The organism is Nonomuraea sp. NPDC049607 (genome assembly GCF_040675375.1).
Classification (GTDB): domain Bacteria; phylum Actinomycetota; class Actinomycetes; order Streptosporangiales; family Streptosporangiaceae; genus Nonomuraea.
Window position 1 is genome coordinate 43,255 of record NZ_JBFAOV010000002.1, and the last position, 24,364, is coordinate 67,618.

At 67.3% G+C, this 24,364-nt stretch carries 21 protein-coding genes; 11 read left to right on the forward strand and 10 right to left on the reverse strand.

Features of this window, described 5'->3' with window-relative positions:
* Window positions 1–48: 48 nt before the first annotated feature.
* The 10 genes from AB0J97_RS04390 to AB0J97_RS04435 all read left to right on the forward strand — a co-directional run bounded on the left by AB0J97_RS04390 (window position 49) and on the right by AB0J97_RS04435 (window position 11,776).
* Window positions 49–987: a hypothetical protein gene (locus AB0J97_RS04390; RefSeq protein WP_364084354.1), complete on the forward strand. Its 939-nt coding sequence runs from the start codon at window positions 49–51 to the stop codon at window positions 985–987.
* 305 nt (window positions 988–1,292) lie between these two features.
* Window positions 1,293–1,700 (forward strand): pilin, encoded by a 408-nt coding sequence (locus AB0J97_RS04395; RefSeq protein WP_364084357.1) that lies wholly within the window; start codon window positions 1,293–1,295, stop codon window positions 1,698–1,700.
* A gap of 248 nt (window positions 1,701–1,948) precedes the next feature.
* Window positions 1,949–3,400, forward strand: coding sequence for a hypothetical protein (locus AB0J97_RS04400; protein WP_364084360.1), 1,452 nt, complete (start codon window positions 1,949–1,951; stop codon window positions 3,398–3,400).
* Complete coding sequence (locus tag AB0J97_RS04405; protein ID WP_364084363.1) at window positions 3,400–4,371, forward strand: PrgI family mobile element protein; 972 nt, start codon at window positions 3,400–3,402, stop codon at window positions 4,369–4,371. The genes AB0J97_RS04400 and AB0J97_RS04405 overlap by 1 nt, the downstream gene beginning before the upstream one ends.
* Before the next feature lie 94 nt (window positions 4,372–4,465).
* Window positions 4,466–6,223: an ATP-binding protein gene (locus AB0J97_RS04410; protein ID WP_364084366.1), complete on the forward strand. Its 1,758-nt coding sequence runs from the start codon at window positions 4,466–4,468 to the stop codon at window positions 6,221–6,223.
* Window positions 6,220–8,784 carry a type IV secretion system DNA-binding domain-containing protein gene (locus tag AB0J97_RS04415; protein ID WP_364084369.1) on the forward strand — a complete coding sequence of 855 codons (2,565 nt, stop codon included), beginning with the start codon at window positions 6,220–6,222 and terminating at the stop codon, window positions 8,782–8,784. Before AB0J97_RS04410 ends, AB0J97_RS04415 begins: the two co-directional genes overlap by 4 nt.
* A gap of 126 nt (window positions 8,785–8,910) precedes the next feature.
* Window positions 8,911–9,867: a replication-relaxation family protein gene (locus AB0J97_RS04420; RefSeq protein ID WP_364084372.1), complete on the forward strand. Its 957-nt coding sequence runs from the start codon at window positions 8,911–8,913 to the stop codon at window positions 9,865–9,867.
* Window positions 9,864–10,835, forward strand: a complete 972-nt coding sequence (locus tag AB0J97_RS04425; protein WP_364084375.1) for a C40 family peptidase — start codon at window positions 9,864–9,866, stop codon at window positions 10,833–10,835. The genes AB0J97_RS04420 and AB0J97_RS04425 overlap by 4 nt, the downstream gene beginning before the upstream one ends.
* 210 nt (window positions 10,836–11,045) lie before the next feature.
* Window positions 11,046–11,477 carry a hypothetical protein gene (locus AB0J97_RS04430; RefSeq protein WP_364084378.1) on the forward strand — a complete coding sequence of 144 codons (432 nt, stop codon included), beginning with the start codon at window positions 11,046–11,048 and terminating at the stop codon, window positions 11,475–11,477.
* 32 nt (window positions 11,478–11,509) lie between these two features.
* Entirely contained in the window at window positions 11,510–11,776 is a 267-nt protein-coding gene (locus AB0J97_RS04435) for a hypothetical protein (protein ID WP_364084381.1), read from the forward strand.
* Between the two features lie 84 nt (window positions 11,777–11,860).
* Here AB0J97_RS04435 and AB0J97_RS04440 read toward each other — a convergent pair whose 3' ends face one another.
* The 6 genes from AB0J97_RS04440 to AB0J97_RS04465 form a co-directional block, all read right to left on the reverse strand.
* Window positions 11,861–12,298 (reverse strand): hypothetical protein, encoded by a 438-nt coding sequence (locus tag AB0J97_RS04440; RefSeq protein WP_364084384.1) that lies wholly within the window; start codon window positions 12,296–12,298, stop codon window positions 11,861–11,863.
* Entirely contained in the window at window positions 12,295–12,843 is a 549-nt protein-coding gene (locus tag AB0J97_RS04445; protein WP_364084387.1) for a hypothetical protein, read from the reverse strand. The genes AB0J97_RS04440 and AB0J97_RS04445 overlap by 4 nt, the downstream gene beginning before the upstream one ends.
* 65 nt (window positions 12,844–12,908) lie before the next feature.
* Window positions 12,909–13,505, reverse strand: coding sequence for a hypothetical protein (locus tag AB0J97_RS04450; protein ID WP_364084390.1), 597 nt, complete (start codon window positions 13,503–13,505; stop codon window positions 12,909–12,911).
* Between the two features lie 451 nt (window positions 13,506–13,956).
* Window positions 13,957–14,409 carry a hypothetical protein gene (locus tag AB0J97_RS04455; protein WP_364084393.1) on the reverse strand — a complete coding sequence of 151 codons (453 nt, stop codon included), beginning with the start codon at window positions 14,407–14,409 and terminating at the stop codon, window positions 13,957–13,959.
* A gap of 203 nt (window positions 14,410–14,612) precedes the next feature.
* Window positions 14,613–15,617, reverse strand: a complete 1,005-nt coding sequence (locus AB0J97_RS04460; RefSeq protein WP_364084396.1) for a DUF932 domain-containing protein — start codon at window positions 15,615–15,617, stop codon at window positions 14,613–14,615.
* A gap of 247 nt (window positions 15,618–15,864) precedes the next feature.
* Complete coding sequence (locus AB0J97_RS04465; RefSeq protein WP_364084399.1) at window positions 15,865–17,034, reverse strand: hypothetical protein; 1,170 nt, start codon at window positions 17,032–17,034, stop codon at window positions 15,865–15,867.
* Window positions 17,035–18,403: 1,369 nt separating this feature from the next.
* On the opposite strand from AB0J97_RS04465, the gene AB0J97_RS04470 reads away from it, so the two are divergent.
* A complete protein-coding gene (locus AB0J97_RS04470; RefSeq protein ID WP_364084402.1) occupies window positions 18,404–18,637 on the forward strand; it encodes a hypothetical protein in 234 nt (77 codons plus the stop codon).
* Window positions 18,638–18,804: 167 nt separating this feature from the next.
* Here the strand turns inward: AB0J97_RS04470 and AB0J97_RS04475 are convergent, their stop codons facing one another.
* The 4 genes from AB0J97_RS04475 to AB0J97_RS04490 form a co-directional block, all read right to left on the reverse strand.
* Entirely contained in the window at window positions 18,805–19,479 is a 675-nt protein-coding gene (locus AB0J97_RS04475) for a bacterial transcriptional activator domain-containing protein (RefSeq protein WP_364084405.1), read from the reverse strand.
* Window positions 19,480–20,702: 1,223 nt separating this feature from the next.
* Window positions 20,703–20,999, reverse strand: coding sequence for a hypothetical protein (locus AB0J97_RS04480; protein ID WP_364084408.1), 297 nt, complete (start codon window positions 20,997–20,999; stop codon window positions 20,703–20,705).
* Between the two features lie 961 nt (window positions 21,000–21,960).
* On the reverse strand, window positions 21,961–22,590 hold the full coding sequence (locus AB0J97_RS04485; RefSeq protein ID WP_364084411.1) for a hypothetical protein: 630 nt from the start codon (window positions 22,588–22,590) through the stop codon (window positions 21,961–21,963).
* Window positions 22,591–22,629: 39 nt separating this feature from the next.
* Window positions 22,630–22,953 carry a hypothetical protein gene (locus tag AB0J97_RS04490; protein ID WP_364084414.1) on the reverse strand — a complete coding sequence of 108 codons (324 nt, stop codon included), beginning with the start codon at window positions 22,951–22,953 and terminating at the stop codon, window positions 22,630–22,632.
* Window positions 22,954–24,364: the final 1,411 nt, after the last annotated feature.

Sequence of the window (24,364 nt, forward strand, 5' to 3'; positions counted from 1 at the left end):
GAAGTCTGATCATTTCCTGCCCGGTTCTTGCCCAGGGCCCTTGGCGGGATGGCGACATCCGAACCGATCTCGTCTTCCGGGAGCGTCGCCATGTCTCAGCCTTCTTCGATCCGTCTGTCTTCGGACATCGCCAGCTCGACCGCCAACAACACGGCCCTCCAACTGTTCCCCTCCGATGTCGGCGACCTGTCCGGCACCTCCTGCCGATCCATCACAGACCTTCCCGTCTCCGACCTGGCCAGTTCGCTGGCGCTGGACGTGGCCGAGCACGCCTTCAACCTGCTCATGTGCGGCCCGTCCCCGCTGTCAGTCGACGGCGCCGCACTCGGGCAGGGGCTCCCCGCCCGGCCGATCCCGATGAACGAACTGCGGGCGATCCTGCTGCACCCGTCCTGCTCGCGTACCACCCGCGACCATGTCTGGCGGCACCTCATCGACCAGGCCCGCACCCACCGAGGAGCATGGATGGTCGCCGCCGTCGCACTCGCCATCCCAATGCTGCGCCGCCTCGCCACCACGCTCACCGACAAGATCTACCCCGGGCAGTCTGGCCGCCTTGCCCGCGCCGATCGGGAGGATCTGGAAGCCGAAGTGCTGGCCGCCTACATCGAGGCCTTGACTCGGGTGAAGCTGGCCTGGTCGCACCCGGTACTGCGGCTGTCGCGGCTCGCCCAGTTCACAGTTCTGCGCGCCTACGCTTCGGAGCGGCCCGGCCTGTTGGCCGATCCCGATCTCATCGACCGCCCCGACGAGCGGCAGCATCCGCTCGCCTATCCGGCCGGTCACCCCGACCTGCTCCTGGCTCAGGCGGTCGCCGACGGGGTCATCACTGAGCTGGAGGCGGAACTCATCGGGTTCACGCGACTGGAGGGCGTCTCGCTAAGCTCCTACTGCCGGCGCCGCGGCCTGCTCTACTGCACCGCGCTCAAGCGCCGTCAGCGCGCCGAAAACGCCCTCTACCAGGCCCTTCTCAAGCACAACCGGTAGCAACGGCATCGGTGTCGACGTGAGACGAGCAGCAAAGCGTGCGCAAAATCCGCTGGCTCCGATGTCCTAACTCAACTCTTCGGCCTGGTCTTTAGCCAGTTGAGAAGGCAGCGCGGAGGGCGTCGGTCCTCGGCAGCGGGCCACCTGGTCACCGGTCCCTGTCACCCGGCCCAGCCCAACGCTTCCGCTCTTGAAGGAGGACGCCCATCCGGCCCCGCAGCCGACCGGCACCTCCGCACTGCCCTCGCCCTGCACAACCACCCGCAACCGCAGCTCGACCGCACCACCGCACTGGGAGGTAGTACATGATCCGCCCGCGACGCACCACCTCATCCCAGACCCACAGCCTCAAGATCTTCCTTGTCGTCCTGGTCGTTCTCGGCGGCCTTGTCGTAGGCACCCTGCTCGAATACGCCATCGCCCATGCCGCCGCCTACGCCAACGCCACCAGCGTGACGCTGGCCAGCACGGCAGCGGTCCCGTCCTCGCTGAACGCGGTGATCGACAATCTGCGCAACGTCATCGTCGGCCTGCTCGTGGCTCTGGCCACCCTCTTCCTCACCGTCGGCGGAGTCCGCTACATCCTGGCCGGCGGCGACCCCGGCGAGGTCGAGGCCGCCAAGAAGACCCTGCGCTACGCCGCCCTCGGCTACGGCATCGCCGTCCTGGCACCCCTTCTGGTGACCATCCTCAAGGGCATCGTCGGAGCCTGACGATGCCGCAGCTCGCACGCCTCCGGCCGCTCCGGAGGCTGCCCTGGCCGGCCATGGCCCTGGTTCTGGTCACTCTCCTGACCGGGCTCGCCGCCACCGCGCCAGCACACGCAGCCCCGAGCCCCACACCAACGCCAGCGCCGTCGCCTTCCGCCAGCCCGGCCCTCTCGCCGCAGGTGACCTGGATCCCGCCAGCCCAGCAGTCGCCGCCGTCCTCGCCGCCCACCGGCGTGCAGGAGTGCGGGTGGATGGACATCGGATGCAAGATCAATCAGGCGATGAACGGCTGGTTCACCAGCCTGGTGACCGATGCCATCAACCCGGCCTTCGTTCTGGTCGGTAGCGTCCTGCTCGCCGCCCCGCCGCCCATGATGCTGGAGCGGGTTCAGGAGCTGTCCGGTCACGTGCGGCTGGTCGCCAATGCGCTGCTGGTGTTGATGGTGCTGGCAGGCGGTGTGATCGTGATGGCCTACGGCAGCGCCCAGACCTCCACCACGCCCGGCGAGGTCATCCCACGCCTGGTGGTCGCGGTAATCGCGTTGAACACCTCGCTGACCATCTGCCAGTACGCGATCGAACTGGCCAACGCCATGGTCACCGCGCTGCTCGGCGACGGGGTCGACGGGCAGCGGGCCGGGAACCTGATCGCCGCCAAAATCGACGGCCTCATCAAAGACCCCAGAGGCACCCTGCTCTTTCTCGTGCTGCTGGTCGGCGTGGCGGCATTGATGGGCTTCCTGCTCGCCTTCATCGGCATCATCCGGGTCACGCTGCTGCTGTTCCTGATCATCGCCGCACCACTCGCTCTGCTGTGTCACGCGCTCCCGCAGACCGAGGGAATCGCGAAGCTGTGGTGGCGGTCCTTGTCCGGTCTGCTGGCCATCCAGATCCTGCAGGCCCTCGGCCTGATCCTGGCGTTCAAGTTGTTCCTCACCGACTCCGCCGCCGCTTACCCGCTCAGCCCCGCAGCCCCAGGCACAGGCGATGTGGTAGAGGCGCTAGTGAAGCCCACCGCGAACCGGGCTCTGGACGCGCTCATCGTGATCGGCGTCCTGTTCGTGCTGATCAAGATTCCTGGCTGGGTGGCCAGGACAATCTGGCAGCAGGGGCAACCCAACATGCTGAAGCGGCTGCTCAAGGCCGTAATCGTCTACAAGACGCTCGGCGCCGCCCGCGCCCTGGGCAAGGCCGGGCGCACAGCCACCTCCAAGGGTGCTGTGCGAGCCGCGCACCGGCGCGGCAGGCCATCAGGTCAAGGCCGCCCCAGCGGCCCCCAAGGTCCACGAGCGCGCGGGCCCCGCCGCCCCGGCCCACGCACTCCACCCAGCTCATCATCGGGAGCCGCCATGCCCGGCAGCACGCCCACCTGGCAGCAGCTTGCACTGCCGCTCAATCTGCCGCCCCATGCAGCAGCGACGCCGACACCTGGAGCCGCATCTACCCCCAGCAGGCGAAGCAGGCAGGGCAAACAGCTCACATTGCCCTTCCCTGTCACCCGCGTACCACGCCCACCCACACCACCCTCCGCGGCCACCGCGACGACAGCGCGGCCCTGGATACGGCCCCACCCGCCCTGGGTTCAAAACCGGCTTCCTGGCATGCCCACCCGTGCCCCCCGCCCGGGCCAACTCCGCCTGCGACTCGATCCGCCACCTCGCCGCATCCCGCGCACTGGTTGTCAGCAACGATGGGAGGGCTGATGAGGCACGAGGCCGAACCGCCGCCGCTGTTGGCCCGTATCCCCTCCGACATCAACCAGCCGGACAAGATCGCCTACGGGCTCACCTTCCGCCAGATCCTCGTCGTCACCCTCACTGGCGGCATCGCTGCCGCCATCTACTACCTGTTCCACCAGCTACTGCCCGTCGTCATCCTGGCTTCCATCCTGCTCCCTCTCATCGCCCTCGGCATCACGGTCGCCCTCGGACGACGCGATGGGCTGAGCCTGGACCGGTTCGCCTGGACCGCGCTGTCGTTCGCCTGGGCTCCGAAAAGGCTGGTAGCCGCTCCTGAGGGGATAACCGAGCCGCCCCGGTGGTGCCGCCTGCGGGGCAAGCTGCCCGCACCGCTGCGGTTGCCGGTACGCGCGATCCGCACCGACGGCGCACTCGAACTCGCAGACGGAGGCGTCGCTGTGCTGGTGGAGACCAGCACCCTGTCCTTCCACCTACGCACCACCAGCGAGCAGGGCGCGCTGGTAGGCGCGTTCGGCCGATGGCTGAACTCACTTGAGTCTCCCGTGCAACTTCTGGCCCGCGCCCGGCCTGCGGACCTGTCCGACCTGATCCAGAGCATCGAGCATCAGGCAGACGAGCTGCCGCATCCGGCGCTGGCCCAGGCTGCCCGCGAGCACGCCGGCTACCTGGCCGAGCTGAACACCTCGCGTGAGCTACTGACCCGGCAAGTGCTCGTCGTGCTCCGCGACCATCCCGCCACCAATCGGGGACGGCGCCCGGTACGACGCGACGCCTCGGCCGCGGTCGTGTTGCGCAGGGCCGCAGAAACCGAACGCAGCCTGGCCGCACTCGGCATCGCCACCCGCGTCCTGGACGCCGAACAAGCCGCCCAAGCACTCACTGAGTGTCTCGACCCCGGCAGCTGGCATCCGCTCGGTCAGGCCCTCCTCGATGAGCCGATCTCCGCGACGGCGCAGACCCACACCACCTCGTGAGGAACACGTGAGATTTCACCGCCATCTCCACGGTCAAGACTCTCGGACGCTGCTCCACCCGACTGCTGTGCAGGTCGGTGTACGGTCCGTCGCCTTGCCCAACGCCGTCTGCGCGTCGTTCGCCGTCGCCGGATACCCGCGCGAGGTCGGCGCGGGCTGGCTCGAACCCCTGCTCACCTACCCCAGCCACCTGGACGTGTCCCTGCACGTGGAACCCATCCCGCAGCAGGTCGCCGCGATGCGGCTGCGCCGCCAGCTTGCCCGCCTGGAAGCAGCCAGCCGCGCCGACGCCCAACACGGCAGACTTGCCGACTTCACGGCCGAGGCCGCCGCCGACGACGCCACCGACCTGGCCGACAGCCTCGCCCGAGGGCACGGCCGCCTGTTCAAAGTCGGTCTCTACCTCACCATCCACGCCCCCTCGGAGCCGGAACTGGCCGCCGAGGTCGAACGCGTCCGGGCACTCGCGTCCTCGCTGCTGCTCGATGCCCAACCGGCGACGTTTCGTGCCCTGCAGGGCTGGACCACGACCCTTCCGCTGGGTGTTGACTCGCTCAACGCGACACGCACGTTCGACACGACCGCGCTGGCCGCCGCCTTCCCGTTCACTTCCCCTGACCTGACGACCGAAGTCGGAGGGACAGGGGTCCTGTATGGCCTGAGCGCCACCAGCTCCGGCATCGTCCTGTGGGACCGCTACGCCCAGGACAACCACAACTCCGTCGTCCTGGCCCGCTCCGGCGCGGGCAAGAGCTTCTTCACCAAACTCGAAGCCCTGCGCCTGCTCTACCAAGGGGTCGAGGTCGCCGTCGTTGACCCCGAAGACGAATACGCCCGCCTGGCACGAGCGGTCGGCGGCACCTATGTGCACCTCGGCGCGGCCGGAGTGCGATGGAATCCCTTCGACCTGCCCGTCAGTCAGGGTCCTCGTGACAACGTGCTGTCGCGTCGAGCAATGTTCCTGCAGACTCTCATCGCCACCATGCTCGGCGGGCAGCTCACCGCGCAAATGCGGGCTGTGCTCGACTCGGCGATCATCGCCACCTACCAGGCGGCCGGGATCACCCGCGACTCGGCCACTTGGACTCGGCCTGCGCCGCTGCTCGCCGATCTGGCCACAACCCTTACCAAAAACACCAAAGCAGCCGGTTCCGTGGAGACGGAACTGGCGGCGCAGCTTGCCCCCTACGTCTCCGGCTCCTACCGCGACCTGTTCGACGGCCCGACCACCACGCAGCCAGCCGGACACCTGACCGTCTTCTCCTTGCGTGACCTGCCTGAGGAGATGAAAGCGGTCGGCACGCTACTGGCGCTGGACGCCATCTGGCGACGAGTGGCCAACCCGCGCAACCGCAAGAAGCGCCTCGTCGTCGTGGACGAAGCCTGGCTGCTGATGAAGGAACCCGAAGGGGCCCGGTTCCTGTTCCGAATGGCCAAGGCCGCGCGCAAGCACTGGGCCGGGCTCGCCGTCGTCACCCAAGATGCAGCCGACCTGCTCGGCTCCGAGCTCGGGCAGGCGATCGTGGCCAACGCCGCCAACCAGATCCTCCTGCGTCAGGCACCGCAGGCCATCGGCACGGTCGGAGACGCCTTCGACCTGACCGACGGAGAACGCCAGTTCCTGCTCACCGCCGAGCGCGGCGAGGCGCTCCTGGTCGCCGGCCCCGCCAGCCGAGCCGCCTTCCACGTCATCGCCTCCGCCCGTGAGGTCGAGCTGATCACTACCGATCCCGCCCACCTGACCGAACTCGACCAACACGACCCACCTCCAGACCGTGCCGGTCACTCACCGGCCCAGACCGCTTCCAGCTTCCCGGGCGAAGACCACGACGAGGAGAGCGACCCGCTGTGATCACCGCTCCGTCGCCTCACCTGGACGGGTCGTGCCTCCTGTGCGGGATCGACGACCGCGATGTCCAGACCACGCTCGACTTCCTGGCCGAACTCCCCGCCCACCTGCCCCAACTCGCCCTCGCCTACGGGCCCCGTCTCGCTGCAGCCCTCGCCGTCATTTGGTCCATGGCCGCCGCCGCGCGCTACGTGCTGGGCTGGCTCCACCACATCGACATGGCGCCCGAGGCCCAGCTCATCGAGATCGCCAGCCCGCCCCGCAGCGACCCCGAAGGGGCCGTAGTGCTGTGGCGGCAACTCGTCGGCCTGCTCCGGCCAGCATGGAAACGCGCCTTCACCGGTCAGCCGCACCTGGTATGGGAGTACCACGGCAGCGACGCCGGAATCCGCATCCGCCTGTGGGTGCCAGGCCTAATCCCGCCCGGCATCGTGGAGAAGGCCATTCACGCCGCATGGCCAGGCGCAACCACCACCACCAGACCCGCCACCCCACCCTTCTCTGAGGGCACCAAGGCCACGGGCGGGCGGCTCGTGCCAGCCGCACCTGAACACTTCCCACTCAAGACCGACCACAGCCACGACCCGGTTCGATCGTTGCTGGAAGCCATGAGCGGACTGCGCGAAGGCGAACACGCTGTCGTACAGATCCTGGCCCGGCCCACCACCGGCAAACGCCTGCGCCACGCCTACCGGGCAGCCGCCCGCCTGCGCGGAGGAGGCAGCCGCAACAGCCTCGGCCGCGTCTTCGACGAGATCCTTCCCCTACCGTCAGATACGCGAGGCCACCACCGCGCGAGCGAGCTGGCCCGCGAATTCCCCGAACGCGCCGAACAAGTCCGCGCCATCCTCGCCAAAGCCGGTCAACCGCGCTACACGGTCGCAATCCGCTACGCCGTCGCCACCAGCCGCGAACCAGCCTCCACCGGCCTTCCGGCAAACAGTCCGATGAGCACCCGCCACGATGGCATGGGCTCCTCTGATCTGGTTCGCGGATGGCTACGAGGTCAAGCACACACCCTGGCCGGCGTCTTCGCCCTCTTCAGCGGCGGCCACCAGTACCTCCGCCGAGCCCGCCTCTGGCTCCCCCGTCGCGCGGTCAGCTCGCGCCGCCTCGACAGCGGCTACCTGCTGTCCGTCAACGAGCTGGCAGCACTGGCGCACCTGCCATGGGACATCGACGCACCCGGCGTCACCCGCGCCGGAGCCCGCCCCAACGCCCCGTCCCCGGCCATACCCCGCGCCACGGCCGGAGGGACGGCCCGCGTCCTGGGCGACGCCGACAGCGGCCCCCAGCGGCCCGTTGCGTTGCCCGTGGCCGACGCACGCCATCACACCCACGTGCTCGGCGGCACCGGCGTCGGCAAATCGACTCTCCTGGCCAACCTCGTGCTCGCCGACGCCCACGCTGGGCGAGGCGCCCTGGTCATCGACCCGAAAGGCGACCTGGTCACCGACATCCTCAACCGGCTCCCAAAGCGAGCAGTCGGCAAGACTGTGGTGTTCGACCCGCAAGACCCTGCGCCACCGCCCTCGATCAATATCCTCGCCGGACATGACCCCACCTTTGCCGTCGACTCCGTCGTCACCATCTTCCACCGTTGCTTCTCCACAGCCTGGGGACCGCGGGTGGATGACCTGCTCCGCTCCACCTGTCTCACCCTCACCCATGTCCTGGGCCGCAAGGCGACCCTGGCCGATGTGCCCCGGCTGCTGACCGACTCGGCCTTCCGAGCCCGGACCATATGCAAGCTCGGTGATGAGCTGCTGGCAGGGTTCTGGGACTCCTACGAAGCCCTCACCCCCGCAGGACAGGCCACCGTCATCGGCCCGGTGATGAACAAGCTCCGCGCCGTCCTGCTACGTCCGTTCGTCCGGCAGGCGCTGGCCAGCCCGGACACCACAGTCCCCATCGGCAGGCTCCTTGACCGAGGCGGACTGATCCTGGCCCGGCTCCCCAAGGGCATCCTCGGCGACGATGCCGCCCGGCTGTTCGGCTCCATCCTGCTCGCCCACACCTGGCAAGCCGCCACCCGCCGCTCCGAACTCCCCGAAACTGACCGGCCCGACGCCTCGCTCGTCATCGACGAGTGCCACAACTTCTTGAACCTGCCCGGCCACATCAACGACGTTCTCGCCGAGGCGCGGGGCTACCGCCTCTCCCTCGTCCTGGCCCATCAGCACCTCGACCAGCTCCCCGCCGACCTGCGCGAGGCCCTGTCCGCCGACGCCCGCAACAAGATCTACTTCAACGCCTCACCCAAAGACGCAGGTGACCTCAAGCACCACACCGCACCGTTGATCAGCCCGCACGACCTCACCCACCTCGGCGCCTACCAAGCCGCCGCCCGCCTCATCATCGACGGCCAGCAAACCTCCGCGTTCACCCTGTGCACCCGCCCCTTGCCCGCTGCGGTCGAAGGCCGGGAGACGGAGATCCGGCAGGCATCCCGCGAAGGATTCACTGCCTCGAAGAACGCCGCTCCTTCTCATCCGCGCACAGACCGCGAAGGCCGCCGCACCTCCAGCCGCGACCCGCGCTACGGCGCACCATCCACCCGCTGAACCGCACCCGCCTCTGCTGACCAGCCACACGCTCGCCCCGCAGATCCGAAAAGGGCCGGCGTGCCGCAACAGCCATGCGTCTGCTCCAACCAGTCCACCATCCGATCAACCCGCAAGGAGACGCCCATGAACATGCTCCCGATCCCGGCCGGACAGCCCCGCCTCGACCGCGCCACATTGCCCGCTCTGTCGGCGCGGCTGACCCCCCGCGACCACGACATCCTCACCTACCTGCACCGGCACCGCGTCCTGACCACTCACCAGATCCAGCGCATCTTCTTCGGCATTCCCCAGTCCACACGCAAGCGCATGAACACCCTGCACCTGCTCAACGCCGTCACCCGCTTCCGGCCCTGGGCCGGATACGGCGCAGGCTCAGCCCCCATCCACTGGGTACTCGGTAAGGCCGGAGCCGCCGTTCTGGCCGAACGCTGGGGTATCAGCGTCAAGGAACTCGGCTACAACCCTGACATTCCCATCGCCGTTTCCTCCCGCCTGAACCACCAGGTCGGCGTCAACGACTTCTTCTCCCGCCTCCACCACCAGGCCCGCCATGCTTCAGCAGAGCCCGAAGCCGCAGCCGAAGTAAGGGCTTGGTGGTCCGAGCAGCAATGCGCCAAGCTCTGGGGCGACCTGGCCCGTCCCGACGCCTGGGGCCAGTGGCGGGAGAACAGTAACGAGATCAACTTCTTTCTCGAACACGACACCGGCAGCGAAACCCTCAAGCGTGTCGCCGACAAGCTGCACGACTACCGCAACCTCGCCAACGCCACCGGCATCAACACCCCTGTGCTGTTCTGGCTGCCCAGCGCCGCTCGCGAAGCAAACCTGCGCAAACTCCTCACCGAATCGGGCATTCCGCTAGCCACCGCCGTCCACACCAGCGACGGGGATGGCCCCGCCGGGCCGATCTGGCTCCCCCTCGGAGCCGATGCCCATCCGTCCCGGCTGCGGCTCGCCGACCTTGCGGGCGCTTGGCCTCACCTACCCCTCGGCCGGATCCACGACCCGTCCGGCACCGACCAGCCGCACCCTGAACTCGCCACCATGCCTGCCGTCCGCGTCGGAGACGAACCGAGGTGAAGGCCGCCGCGGCCGGCGCCGCCCTCCTGCTGCTCGTCGTCTTGGCCCTCATCGCAGCCGCCACCAGCCTCCTGAGCACCTCCGGGACGCCCGGCGTCGTCTGCGCGACCATACCCGCGACGACGAGCAGGCCGGAGAGCAGCCCGGTCGCGGCCTCAGCTCCGGCGCCTACGGCTCTCGACCTGGACGCCGATCAGCGGGCCAACGCCTCGCTCATCGTCCAGACCGCGATGGAGCGGGGTCTGCCCGTACGAGCAGCCGTCATCGCGGTCGCCACCGCCTTGCAGGAATCCCAACTCCGTAACCTGCGCTACGGCCATCTCGACAGCCTCGGCCTGTTTCAGCAACGCCCGTCGCAAGGCTGGGGAACACCCGAGCAGATCCTCACTCCCCGCTACGCCACTGGCATCTTCTACGACCGCCTGGTCGAAGTGCCCCGCTGGGAGCAGATGCCGCTCACCAGAGCCGCCCAAGCCGTTCAGCGCTCTGCCCGCCCTGACGCCTATGCCCAGTGGGAGCCGCTCGCCCAGCGCACCGTCGACGCCCTGGCCGGGACTTGCGCCCCGCTCATCCCTGGCGAGCAGATCGCCGCTGTACTCGCCTACGCCCACGCCCAGCTCGGCAAGCCGTACTTGTGGGGAGCCGAGGGACCTGCATCCTTCGACTGCAGCGGTCTAACCATGCGCGCCTTTCAAGCCGCCGGGATCTCGATCCCCCGTGTTGCCGCCGACCAGTGGCGGCACGGCCCGGTCATCCCGCTCGGCCAGGAACAACCCGGCGATCTCGCCTTCTTCCGGATGGAAGCAGACGGCCCCGGACACGTCGGCATCGTCCTCGACAACGGCCAGATGATCCACGCACCCCACCAGCACACCGTCGTCCAAATCGGCACCTACCAGCGCGGGGACCTGATCGGGTTCACCCGCCCGGCCGCCCACCCTGCCACTGGCCAACCCGACCCACGCTGACTGCATGACCCACCACCATGTACAGCCCTAACGGGGCCATGGTTGCCCTTCACCGCCCCCGCCCTGCCTTGACATGCTGCCTGGCCGGGCGTGCCCCTGCCGGGCAGCGTGAGCTGCTCGTTTCTTCCCTAAACACATAGTCACAGATAGCGATGTGACCGATACTGTCCGGGAAGGTCTCCAGCAGGACCCGGTGAAGGAGACACCTCCATGTGCGCAGTCCGGCTCGCCCCGTCCCCGCTCATCGTCAGCCTCTCCTACGACCTCAACAACCCGATCAAGATCCGAGCCAAGCACAAGGTCGCCGGCATGCTTCTGCTCGACCGAGACCACGCCAACCGCCTCGAACGGGGCTGGAACGTCCCCGGCGCCTATATCCTCCTCGACCGCCCAGACACTGAGGGCCGATGGGGAGCCTACGTCGGCAAGGCCACCACCCCTGGACTACGCCAGCGTGTCCTCCAGCAGCTCAAAGGCCGGAACCACTGGTATCGGGCCCTGCTCATACGCTACGAATCCAATGAGGACGAGACGCTCAACAGTAGCGAAGCCGGATGGCTGGAAGGCCGCCTCCACGACCACCTCGCCAACGCCGGGCAAGTCGACCTGCACAACCGCAACCGGCCCCAGGACCCACCCTGACCGACGACGACGAAACCAGTCTCCTCGACTACATGCTCCCCATCGAATCAGTGCTCCGCCTCATCGGCCACACCCTCCACCCGCGCAACCCCAACGCCCCGGACGGCGGCGGACCCCTCGTCAAAATGGCCAAGCCTGTGCCGGAGAAGCCCGAACCCTACGTGAGCGTTTTCGGGGATGGGCCCAACCCGTATCTCCTGCAAAACCCAACACCTCAAGCGCTACTGGAGCGGTTCGAGCTGATCAAAGCAGGGAAGCATCCTCGAATTGTTGAAGCGGACTCCACCAGGCCGATGTGAGCCGGTGGTGCAGGAGGTATGCCCCGCCCAGCGCACTACGGATGTGCTGGGCGGGGCATGCCTCCTACGCCACCGGGTCAGGCACTACGCGATGCAGCCCTGTCCCTTCTCCCCGCCGTGCATCCTGCAGGCGAGCTCCTCCTCGGCCGTGAGCACCACGGCGTACAGCTCGGACACTTCGGTGGTCAGAGCCTTGTACAAGCGGTGCCAGCCGTCGATGATCAGCATCCCGCCGTTCGGGACCGTGGCCATGATCAACGGCACGGACAGGTCCACCTGAGCGGCGTGCTCGCGGTTGATGGCGACCAACCGGAGCATGCCCGCCCACTCCTTGGGTTCGATCCGGCCCTCAGCTGCGCGGTTCCGGGTGAGCTTCTTGGCTGTGGTGATGTCCCATCGCCAGGCCATCATCTGGAACGATTCCATCCGCGAGCTGCCCTCACAGCCGGATGCGGGCGGGTGCGTCGAGGAGGCCTCAGGCACGGTTGGGATCGGTTCGCCGGTGGCGGCGCTGTTGCTCATGCCTTCGCCTCCGGCCCGGGCGAGCTGCTGGGAGCCTGCTCTGAGGAGGAGGCCGGCACGAGTGTCTTGACTTGCGCCAAGAAGGTTCGAGCCGCGTCCTGCCGGATGAGGGCCAAGGCCCGGTCGAAGTGGGCCAGGGCGAGTTCGTGTTCGCAGTGCAGCCCGAGGACACGCACGGTCCCAGCGGTGTCAGGGGCGGTGGTGTCGTCGTCCAGGTAGGGACTGACCCAGGTGACGAACCTGGCCGTTGCATGAGCCGGGGTCAGGCCCCGGCCGCCTCGGGCGTGCTGGATCTGCCGGTCGACGAGCAGCCACCAACCGGCGAGCGTTTGCGCGTGCAGGATGTCGTAGAGCACCTCGGCACTCAGCCGCTGGCCCTGGCCGAGCCGCCGTCCGATGGTGTCGGCGTTATGCTGCCGTATCTGGCGGGCCTGCTCGATGACCACCTCCACCGACGGCGCTTCACTCTGATCGGGGCCGGAAGTGGCGGCGGTACCGGTGTCGGGTGCGGGGATTGGGGCATCGGGATGCTGCGGGTTCCACATGGGATTGTCCCTTCGTCCGGTGATGACGCCAGCGCCGGGACGCGCTGACACGGCTGGTTGCAGATTCACAGCGCGTCCGCCGTCGCTGAGGGAACCTCCGGGAGTACTACCGGGTTCGGGGGCGTGCTGGCGGGGTGGTGGTTGCCCACGGGCATACCTGAAGCCGGAACATCGGCTCCATCACCGGACTCGGCGAGGTGCTGGATCAGGAGCTGGCCGCTGGCGGTGAGGAAGTCGCGGGCGGCGATGCGTGAGGCGTGGGCGAGGGCGTGATCGAACAATGTGCCTGGCAGGGCCGCCGGAGGTTCTCCGGTGAGGTAGTGGCGGGCCCAGGAGCGCACCCGCCGCAGCGCGTGATCGGAGGCCAGCTTCTTGCCGGTGATCTCCTCATCCACCAGATCCCACCAGGCTCGCGATGCCTGGGCGTAAGCAGCGGCGAACAACTTCTCGCTGGAAAGCCGTCGCCCGTTCTGCAAGGTGAAGATCGCCTTTGCTGCCGCCGTGTAGAAGGCGTGGCGGGCAGCGATGATCTTCTCGCCGATCAGCCGATCGAACGGGTGCCGCTCCTGCCCGGTTTGGTTCGCGCCGATGTGCCAGGCGGGGGTACTACTGTCCGCTTCCCCAATCGGGGGCAGAGGGCCGGACTGGCGGTGATGATCCATCGCGTGTTTTCCTTTCGTCGGGTGATCGGTGAGGGGTGGGGGCTCATTGAGTGGCCGCCGGACCAGCGGCTCGGGTTCGCCAGGCGCGCGCCAAAGAGGCGCAGGCCGGGCAAGTGGACGGTGGGCGGCTGGAAAGCGCCGCGTCGGATACGGCACACGCGCCCGTCGATGACGAGAGACGCCGCGCGGGCATGGAAGCGCGATCAACGGCCACCCGGCTCTGCGCGAACCCGCGCCCGTGAAATCCTGGTCGTCCGCGCCGCCTGCGCAACCATCTCGGCCTCGTGCTTCTGGTCCGTTCGAGTCGGGGTTGAGGGAGGCCAACAACGCCCACCGTGCCCACCGTGCCCAGCGAGACGGGCAGACTGCTTGGTAGCGGCCTGGGACCTCGCGATCACGTGGGCCCCTGCCCAGCCCGTCCGCTCGATCCGGGAACCGCTCTCCCACGGCGTCACGAACGGTCGCCCTCGACCGAGGACCGCTCGATCCCCGGGATATCGGTGTCGGCCGGACGAATGCCGTGATCGATGGGGAGGGCAATCGCCTCGGCGAGCTTCTCGGTCGCGTCCAGAAAGGCACGCGCGCCGCCTCTGCGGGACTCGGCCATCGCCTGGGCGAACATGCCGCCGTTGTTCATCGGGCGGGCGTTGATCAGCGACTCCCGTGCCCGTCGCCGCACGGTCAACAGCGCGGTCCCGCCGTCGAGCGTCTCCTCGCAGCCGTGCGTGAGGTCGGTGACCTGCTGCCACCACGACAGCCGCTGGTAGGCGTAAGCGATGCGGCCCAGGTCCTTGTCACCCAACGTGCCTTCGTCATCGAGGGAGACGATGCGGCTGAGGGCCTCGCTGAGTTCCCAGCGGGCGGCGGTGGCGTAGTGGCTGACCAGGTCTTCGAGTCGTCCCATGACGATCTCCTTCAGTAGTGGTGGATGACGTACGTGGGGCGGGGTACCGGCCGGTCGGGGTGCCCCCGGCCCCAACCGGCAACTCGTCGCCTAGCGCGTCTCGTGATGGTCGGACGGGCGGCCCTCTGTGACGGTTGTCGGGTTAGTCCGTGTGGGTCCGGTACGGCTCGCGTCGGAGCCGGACCGGACAGCGACGTTGTGGGCTACGCGGAAACCAGGAGCCGGAAGGCACGCGCCTTGATCTTGGCGTTGTCGTGGTCATCCAGCAGGGCCCGCTCGGCCCGCACCGCCGCCACGTCGCGGTTGCCGAATACCGGGCTCCTGTGGTCCAGCCGCTCGGTCACCGCGTTGTACGCGGCCCATCGCGTGTTCCGGATCGGTTCCTGAGTCGGGGCCTGCGCGAACAGGTACTCGAGCTCCCGCATCGTTAGATCGTGATTGCGCTTGGCCAGGTCCTTTGCGTCCGCGGGAAGCGGGTGGAGCCGGTTGGCGAACTGACGGAACTCCTTCACACCCATCGGGACCGCGAGCAACTTCTCGGCCTCGGCCGCGAAGGCTTCCCCGTGCTTCCAGGTCAGTTTCAGCGCGTCGCGCGCCTCGGAGATGCGCCCGGCAACGTTGCCGGTGTGCCGGACAGTGAACTTCGAGGCGTGGTTGGCGAGCGCGGCTCGTTCGGTGTTCGCGCACACCACCCGAACCGGGGTGGCGACCGTGACGAACGAACCCCATCCGTCATGCCGGGAGAACGCGGCGAGGTACAGGTCGATCTGATCGAATCCGCCGACCATGAGGGGCTCGGGCAGGCGCATGGTGACGAACACCCGGCGTCCGCCGTTCAGCGAGCCGCCCGTGTCGAAGATCGCCCCGGACTCGTCCACCAGCGTCTGCAGGAAGCCGGTCACGTCCTCGTTCTGCAGGACCTGATAGTCCCTGCCGACACGGCCGAGACGCTCGGGTTGACTGGTGACCGGGTTGGTACGCACTACGAGGAAGTCCTCATCGGTGACGACCGGCTGGCCGGTGACCGGATCGGTGACCTGACCGACCGGCACCTTACGCACGTTCCACCCGGCCAGCTGGGCGTTGGACAGGAGTTCCTCGGCGGTCATCGGGCCTGGTGCGGTGTAGCCGAGCCCGTGCCAGCCGGGTTTCCCGGCGGCGGCGAACCCGGCCGAACCGTTGGCGAAGATCTCGATCTCGTGAGCCATGACAGCTCCTCTCTTTGAGCATGCGAAACAGAAGTGATGACCGAATGGGCCATGGGTGGGGTGGGGTTCCGCCGTACTGAGGGCTGGTGCGCCGGTGATCAGGGGGGCCAGGCGGTGTTACCGCCCGGCACAGGCCGGGGTTGTGCCGCACATGCGGCGGCGTTGTGGTGGGCTCGGAGAGCCCTGGGTCGGGGCCATGGGACCGGGGCGGGCGGGCCGGTGGGGTCGGCCCGCCCTCACGCCCGGCTCAGTCGCCGTAGGTGTCGACCCCCTCGTCGGTGTTGACGGCGGGCCGGGCCGTGGGGGCGAGGGCGAACCGTCGGGGCCGTTCACATGTCAGCACCGCATCCCCGAGGTTCACGAGGCGGTCCAGGGCGTTGGCTACCGCGCCGGAGGAGGCGTTCAGAACCCTTCCGATCTCGTAGGGGGTGAAGTCCTTGTCCGGGAACTCGATCAGGTGGGCGTGCACCCGATCCCGCAATGCCCCCGGCCGCACCCCGTTGGCCGTACCCGCGCCACTGGCGCTACCCGGCCGGGCGGCCGACACCGCGCGGGTCGGCGCGACGGCGGTGCCCGTCAGCACTGCCCGCGCGTTACGGTGCACCGAGGCGACCTTCGTCATCGCCATTTCCAGACACCCCAACGCCATCACGGCGTTACCCTCATCATTCGCCAGAATCACCCCGCCGAGGAGGCTTCCGATCTCGGTGAGCTCAGCTTTCACGAGTGCCCACATCGGATCGTCCACCCCCGGCTCGGACACTGGCTGGGATGCGTCCATGTCGGGGATCGAGTCGAGTTCGCCGTTCGTCCCGTCGGACCCCTGATCGGCTGCGCCGTCGGCGATCAGGTTCTCCTCGCCATCGGCCGGGCCTTCCGCCGGGGCGGCATCATTCGAATCGATGGCGGCCGGGAGCGCCTCCTCCTCGGATGCGGGCACCGTGTCAGCGTCCGGAGTGTCCGCATCCAGGGCGGGGGCTGCCTCAGGCGTGACATCCGGCGTCTCCGGGGCCGGGGCCGGGGCGGACGTGTCGGCGGTGCCGGTCAGCTCGGTGTCGGTGGTGATCGGAAACCACCGGTCCGCCGCCCGGCCGCGCGTGGTGCCGTCGCTCACGCCCGGCTCACGGCGGGCGCGACCATCGGCCTCGAACTCGTTGAGGATCTTGCCCGCCGCCATCCGGCTCAGACCGGCCGCCGCCCCGATCATCGTGGCCGACCCGCCCGGCTCGGCGCTCAGCGCCGCCCACACCGCCGCTACGCGCACATCGGTATCCGGCGCGGGGACGGCGTTCGGGGCGTCAGCGTCGGCCCGTTCAGGAGCCGTCAGGGGCGCAGCGTCGGCGTGGGCAGTGATGGCGGTTTCCGTGTCATCGGAAACATATTCGGTAACAGTCGTTTCCGGGATGTGAATAGCCATTGCGCGATGCCCTTTCCGGTCGCATTCCCGGCCCGGTGCGGCCGGTGTTTTGTTTGCATCACGACCATCCCTCGCACATCACCCAGGCAGCAAGTCGACCGGCCAATAAATTCCGTCACCCCAACGGCTGGAGAGGCTAACCCAATGAAACAATGGCTGACCTGCCGAGACAACTTCCGAGAAGGCGGCCGGATCGACTTGACACCAATGACCCGCCCGACTCTTCACGCATTTCACCGGACAGCGGCAAACAGCATCCTGTTGTCCAAATTGGGCTCGAAATAATCTGCGAGCCGTGTGCGCATTCGGTTGACATCGACGCAGTATCGAGCGTCAATGGAACTAGGTGGAAAACGTCGCCAGCAAACGCGCGTCAACACGTCAGGAAACGAAAAGGGATCATTCCCACTGCTACCCGCCGACGCCGCCACCTCCGACACCCACTGATGCTGCCAAGCCGATCGCCGCTCACATCGCCATCCCCCCTACAGACACCACGGGTACGTCTGAAAAACGCCGACACCCCGCCACCGCATACCCTCAGCAGAGGACAACCCAACGGCCCGAGTACGTGCCCCACGGGCGGCACATGGGCCCGTACACATTCACGGCCGTCAGTCCATGGCAGTACCGCCGTACCGAGTCGAGGCGGACGACCGGACCCCGGGTGGCCCCTCAGGCGCTGCTCGCCGCTCACGGCGAGGTCACCGCAGCGGCCGGCCTTCGGCGAGGCCGACTACAAGTTGCTGATAAAGAGAAGTGATGGAGAGATACACCAGAAGCGGCAGAGCAGGGCGCGAGCAGCATGGCCCGCCACGAGGCGCATGCACACATATTCCCAGGAGTCGTCTTAGACGAGTCGGGCCGTCCACCGCCGCAGCCGAAAACGGCTTGACCTGCAAGAATGAATTCTCCAAGGCCTAGCGGTCTTAATCGCGCAGGCGAACGCTACCCCAATTTCCAGTGCGGAAATCTGCCCCCATTCGCGTACCAGCTGACGGCCTGAACCGGTCTGAACCAAAGACGCCGGCGTTGGTTTGCCTCGTCCCCTACACGAGGCAAACCCACCCCAGCCCGTCCGCCCAGCCCCACCACACCGCGCCTACGGACGGACCGTCGGACCGGTATCTACGCCCACCTGCACTCCAGGTGTCAAGTCCGCCCCCCACCACCGTGATCAGGCCGTCGACTCCAGGCTTCGACGACCTGCGGTAGCACCCGCCGCCACGTCACCGAAACCATGCGAACGCCCCGGCGATCACCCCATGCGGAGACTGGAACTCCTCATCAGAACCCGCCTACCGTCCGCCGGAACCCGGCAACGGGCCCCGCGCGCATCCAGCGCTGAACCACGAAGAGACCTGAGCCCATGTCCGGCACCGGACATCAGACACTGCTCGATTGCCGCCGCCTCAGCCGATATCTACGCCAGCACAGCTTCACCACTGACCAGATCGCCGTCATCCTCGGCCTGGACCACCGTGCCACCCCACTGCGCCTCTACCGGTACACCGTCGGGCTCACCGCAGTGCAAACGGTCGACGACTTCCACCGTCTCTCAGGCATCAACGGCGCCGGACTGCGCGAGTACCCGCCTGTATGACTATGAGAACTGGCCCCAGGGAGGCCGACGCCCATCCGTTACCACCCTGCGCCTACTGGCCCGCATCTACGGCACTCACCCCGCCCATCTGCTCACGGGCGAGGCTTTGGCCGCATACCCCATGCGTGACCGACAGATTCTCGGGCACCGAGGCTGGGAGCCGCCAATCACCCGATGAAGCGCTGGTAGATCTGCCGGGCTTGTGCACTCGGCCGCGCGTCGATTTCCGCCAGCCGTTCCGTCAGCTGTTGGAAAGTCACCTCGAAGGCGGACAATCGACCGAGATCCCCTTGAATCATGAGGATCTGGCGCCACAACACCTCGTTGTAGGGATCGATGCGGTCAACCACCAACGTCAGCACATCCAGCGCACGGTCCGGGTTCTCCGGTCGCTCGAGGTCGACCAGTCGCAGAGCTCCCCGAACTGCCTGTGTCGCAGCAGCCTGGCGTGGAGAAAGGCACCAGGCGTCATCACGATCCGCCAGGAGGGGCCCCTGGTACAGGTCCAGCATCCGTCGCAACGCCTCCCGGCGAGCGTGCTCGCCGGACGCGGAATTGGCTTGAACGCACGCCTCCTCGAACTGCCACCAGTCCACGTCGAAGTACGCCGCAGGCAGCCGGCGCCTCTGTCCTGTCTTCACCACGAACTTCACATGGGCTGCAAGTCCCGTCGCCTGCCGCATCGTCGCATTGATATCGCGCACCGCTGTGTCCAGGCGGCGGGCACCTCGCTCTTCATCCCCTGGCCACAACCGCTCGACCACCGACTCCGACGATGCGCCATCCTTGATCGTCGCGAGTAGGGCGAACAACGCGCGGCCTTCCGCACGGCCGAATGACACCTCCCGTCCAGCCACCATCACGCGCGCCGGTCCAAGTACGTACACCTGTGCCAGGGCTGCCGTGCCCGCGACTGTCGGAGGTCCTATTGCCCCCGATGCGGGCTCCGAAATCGGCGAGGCTGCCGCCGCCGTTTCGCGCCGGGAGGGCAGTTCCTGTGCACTGGCCTCTTCCTGAGTACCCGTACTGACCGTGGCGGCACCGACAGTTGCAGTAATGAGTTCGCGCCCAGGGACGAGGCCCTCCTCGCGCCGTATGTCTACTCCAGGTACCGCGATCAGCGGGACGTTCGGCCTGCCCCTCCTTCGGGCCCAATGGACTAGAAGCCCGGTCAGCAGCATCACCAACAAGGCGAATGCGGCAGCCCCGCCCAAGACCGGCCAGGAGTCGGTCGAGGCGGTATTCACTGACTCGCTGCCTTGAGCAGATCGGGAAGGCAGGGCGGGCATGGGTGCAACACGCGTACTGGCCGGAGCAGGAGCCAGCACGCCGGAAGCAGAAGGCTTGGGCCTTGGATGAGCATGCCGGCGCCCACGGGGCGCGTGCGAGTGCTTGTGTCGTGCCTTCTGGGCGTTCAGGGAACTCATCGGATGTGGTCGCACGACCCGCCCAGGCGACACCTCTACGTCGGCCGGATGATGACCGCGAGCGTTCAGTGCCGGCTCGGCTGCTGGTCGCTGCGTTCTGATCGGATGTGGAGCGTCCGGGGTTACCGTTCTGCTGGGTGATGGTTGCGGCCTGGCCCGTGGCCTTTCTGCTATGTCGCGTTCTGGAGGTGCTACGGAGGCCGGCTGACGCCGCGCCTCCTTCAAAAGCCCCAACAAGTCCGGGTAGTGACCGCTTTCAAACTCATCGTTGACGGAAGCGCACCACTTTTCGATGTCGAACATTTTGTACGCTTCCTCAGATACTGGCGGGCAGTAATCCGTGCCCAGTGCATGCGCCAAGGATGGTCCGCCCAAGACTGCGCCGAGCGCAGCTGCGGCCAGGGCGAGGGAACGGCTCGCCAGCCAGAACCCCAGCCATTTTCCCCTTGCGTGAGGATCATCCCGAATCAGCAGGCACCTCCACAGGAGCCGATCACGTCACTTCAGATTTACCAGCCCCTTCAGCGGAATTGATCCGGGAAACACGATTCCAATCGCCAAAGCTTGACCCAAGAGCCACTTGCGGACACGGCAGATACGATCACATAAGGCGTATTCCCCGCCCGCCAAGAATCGGGTCAGCCGATGAAGACACTCTTGCCCGTTCTGGCGATTTCCAGCCGACCGGAGAGTAGTACGGCGTTGATGTCGACGTCACAGCTTGGGCCCTCATGGATAAAGGCGACCCCGTTGGTCTCGTTGAGAACGTACGCCGGCAGATCTCGGATGGGGTAACAGCCATGAGGTTTGTAGTACACCTCACCGTTGATGATCAGCGCTCCAGTCGCAGCACGTACCGGTGCAGCGGGAAGGGCAGCCGTCACCAACATCCCTACTGCGGCGAGGGCAAAGAACCTGGCAGCGAACAATCCCACGCGAAGCCTCCCTGTGCTCTGACTGCCCCTTGCAGCCATACGGTAAACAGAGAGTCACATGATAACCACGGTTAGCTATAGCCGCTGGGTAACAGCCCGGTTCGCTTGCACCGAGGCTGCGCGAGCGGATCGCATCACGTCTCCTCCTTCGCGTAGATCTAGTGGGTCCCTGCATTGATCAGCATCTTCATGGGCCAAGCGACAAGCTGCTGCGTCGCGCGGATGGCACGTAGATGCAGGCCGCCTCCTCAAATCTCAGTGCCACGAATCTTTCAGGGAAGATCAAAGCCTGTCGGACGGGCACCGTCCCACAATTAGGCTGCGACATCTTAGCGATCAGGAGAATCGGGAGCAGGTTATGCCCGGAATGAGTGAGCGACGACGCGGGCGAATGCGCGCCATGGCTCTGTTGCTCGCAGGCGGGGCCACTACCGCGGCAGCCATCGCCATGGCCGTCAGCGGAGCCGGGACAGCCACGCCGGGGAGTCAGCAGGCCTCCTCACCTCAAGCAGCCACGGAGATTGCGCAAGGCGCCAACAACACGGGGATCGTCACATCTCCCCACCACAAGAGGAAGTCGGCCACCTCATCCAGGGGCACCACCGGTACTCCAAACGAAACGACCGGAAAACGAGATGGCATCACCGGCAACGCCAAGGCCGTCGTCGCCCCCAGGAATCGAGCACACGTCGATGTGGCGCGTGACCGCCTCCCGGCCGTCCACCCGCAAACGCCGGACGGACCCGCGATTGACCGTCACGCGCCACAGTCGAGCCATCGAGCAAAACGAGCGCCGAGCCGTCCCCGCCCAGCCTCATCCCGCAGCTCAGAGCACGCTGGAATCCCATCATTGATCGGGATGAAGTGCGACGAGTTGTTCCCCTCCCACGAACGAGACTTTCGTCTGCGCAACATGGCCTGCCATCAATTCTTGGATTGATCCTGCGCGTTCAGCGCGATGTCAAGGTTGTGTGCGCACGACAGCGATGGAGATCTCCCCGTTGAGGGCGTGGGCGGCGACCACAGGCGCCACGGCACTGTCCACGACGACCGTTGCCTGAGTGGCCGATCCGGACGTGTAGCTCACGCTCTCCACCACAGCCTCCTCCGCGAGAAGCGTGGGCGGTTCGGAGTCGGTCCTGCGCGCGGGGACGTGGATCAGCTGGACCCGTTCACCGCGCTGCAGGTCGTAGGGCGCTTGGCCAGGCTTGAGCGCCAGTCCCATCCTGACGGAGTTCCCGCTGATCGCTCCGGTCCCGTTCGCCGCGGCCATCGTCTGGGTGAGGAGCGTGCCGGGCAGCACGGTGACGGTGGCGACGGTGGCGGCCACCTGGTTGCGCTGGGCCCACGACCAGTAGGTGACTCCTCCATCGGCGATGCGTGCCTCCTGCAGCGCTCCGCGGTCGAAGCGCTGGCCGGCACCGATCTTCTTGGTGACACGGATGACGGAGATGCGTTCGTCGGCGCGCATCACCAGGAGGGTCGTGGCCAGGGCGCCACCAAGCACGAGCAGCACAGCGAGGGCGGCGAGGGCCGGCCTGCGTTGACGCGCCTGCTGTGGTAAGCCACGGGAAGCAACTCCGGTCAGCACACCCGCTCCTTCGGTCACTTGCGGTCGTCCTGGGAGTTCCTAGATGTTGCGTGCCGGGTTGCACCAGCGCCATGTGCCGCCATCGGGATCGACGTCCGGGCCGTGGCAGAACTGGGCCCGCTTGATGGAGCCGAAGAACACCGAGTCGTCGACACATCCCGACTTGGGCCCTGCCTGCAGCAGGATCGTCCGGCCGATCGTGGTCTTGTACTCCACGGCCACCTTGTCCTCGTCGTCGAGCGCATCACACAGCATCACGCGCTTTCGGTCGGCACTGATCTCAACGGTCCCAAGCCGCCCATACCCGTCGGTCCACGGGCGTGCGGACGCCCACACCGGCCCCGTCACCAACACCCCGCCCACCAACACTCCTAGCACTACCCTCGCCCACCGTGACATCGTTCCCCTTTCTGCGAGCACGCAGCTCATGATGTCACGAAGAGTTATCATGCATACCCGGAACGCAACGACTGAATGTGGCGCACAGCCCCCTTGAGGAGATCGAGCCGGCAGACCAACTCAACCGCCTGCGCCGCTACAAGAGCTGTAAGCCCGCCGCGGAGCCGACTACATTCAAATGACAGAACGATCGTGTCTGCGCCTCGTTGGCCGCACCTGCAGATTGCGAGCGACCACCTGGACTGGCGACCATGGCTCAAGCTCCTCACATCAAGCACTGCCGCCACGGCCCAGGCATAGCCTCACCGAACGCGATGCTCCATGAGCCACCTCCGTGTCGCCGCCACGGCCCAACCCACGCCGCGCCGCCGCCAAGCTCTCCGTCCTGCGCGGTCCCCGTATCGCTGCGGTCAGCTGCCATGAGCCGCAGGGGCTCCGAGATCCACGACCTGGCTGGCCGTGCACGACGTGGAACGGACGTTGCATCCCCCGAACAGCTGAATGTCTGGCCACTGTCGAGCTGCACATCCGCCATACGGCGGACGCCACCTCGCTGTCCGTGGCAGCTCTTGACCCTTAGTCCGCAGGCGCCAGCCTGCCCGCGTGTTGCCCTAGGCACCCCGGCATGCCAACAAGACCGTTGGCCACCCGGCCGGCGCCTTGCCACTAATCAAGGGCGCATGAGCGCCCCCTGATACGTACGCCTTGTCCGGTAATCATGGCCGGACTTTTGCTTCGCCTGCTGTCCGAGTTCGGAGCCGACCACAGGTATTTGGAGAGGTGACAGGGATCAGGTGGCCCGGCTGATCGGGCGCACCAGCATGACACCGCCTCACCGCAGGGCAACACAACCGAACCACGTCACCCCGCCATGTAACGAAGCCGCCCTCGTCCACGCCGTTCAGCACTCCGGCGGCGCCCGGCTGGTGCCCGATAACACTCATCAGCACCGGCCGATCGGCCATCCCATGCCGGCACTCGGTACACGGCCGCCTTATCTCCCTATGCGGACGAGCGCGCATGCACCCCGGAGCAGGCTCTGCTCTGGGGTGCATGCGAGAGGTGATGCGCAGCTCGATGGCCGCGCGGCAAAGCGGAGGCTGGCAGCGTCGCGACCTGGCGGTGACCGTCGGATTCGGCTTGACCATTGCCACCCAGGTGGGCGTCGATACGCCCTGTCCGACACGGTCCTGAACGCGATGGTGCGATCATCACGGGCGTGCTCGCGTGATCATCCCCGCCGCATCGTGCCGGGCCGGATGGCACCAGCAACCCCCGGCTACGCCACACGGCCATGACCGGGTTTGCCGCAGCCCATCCAGCCAGCGCCGACCGTGGCCTACCGGGCCACCCGGGGGCCAGAGCTCGCTAGGGA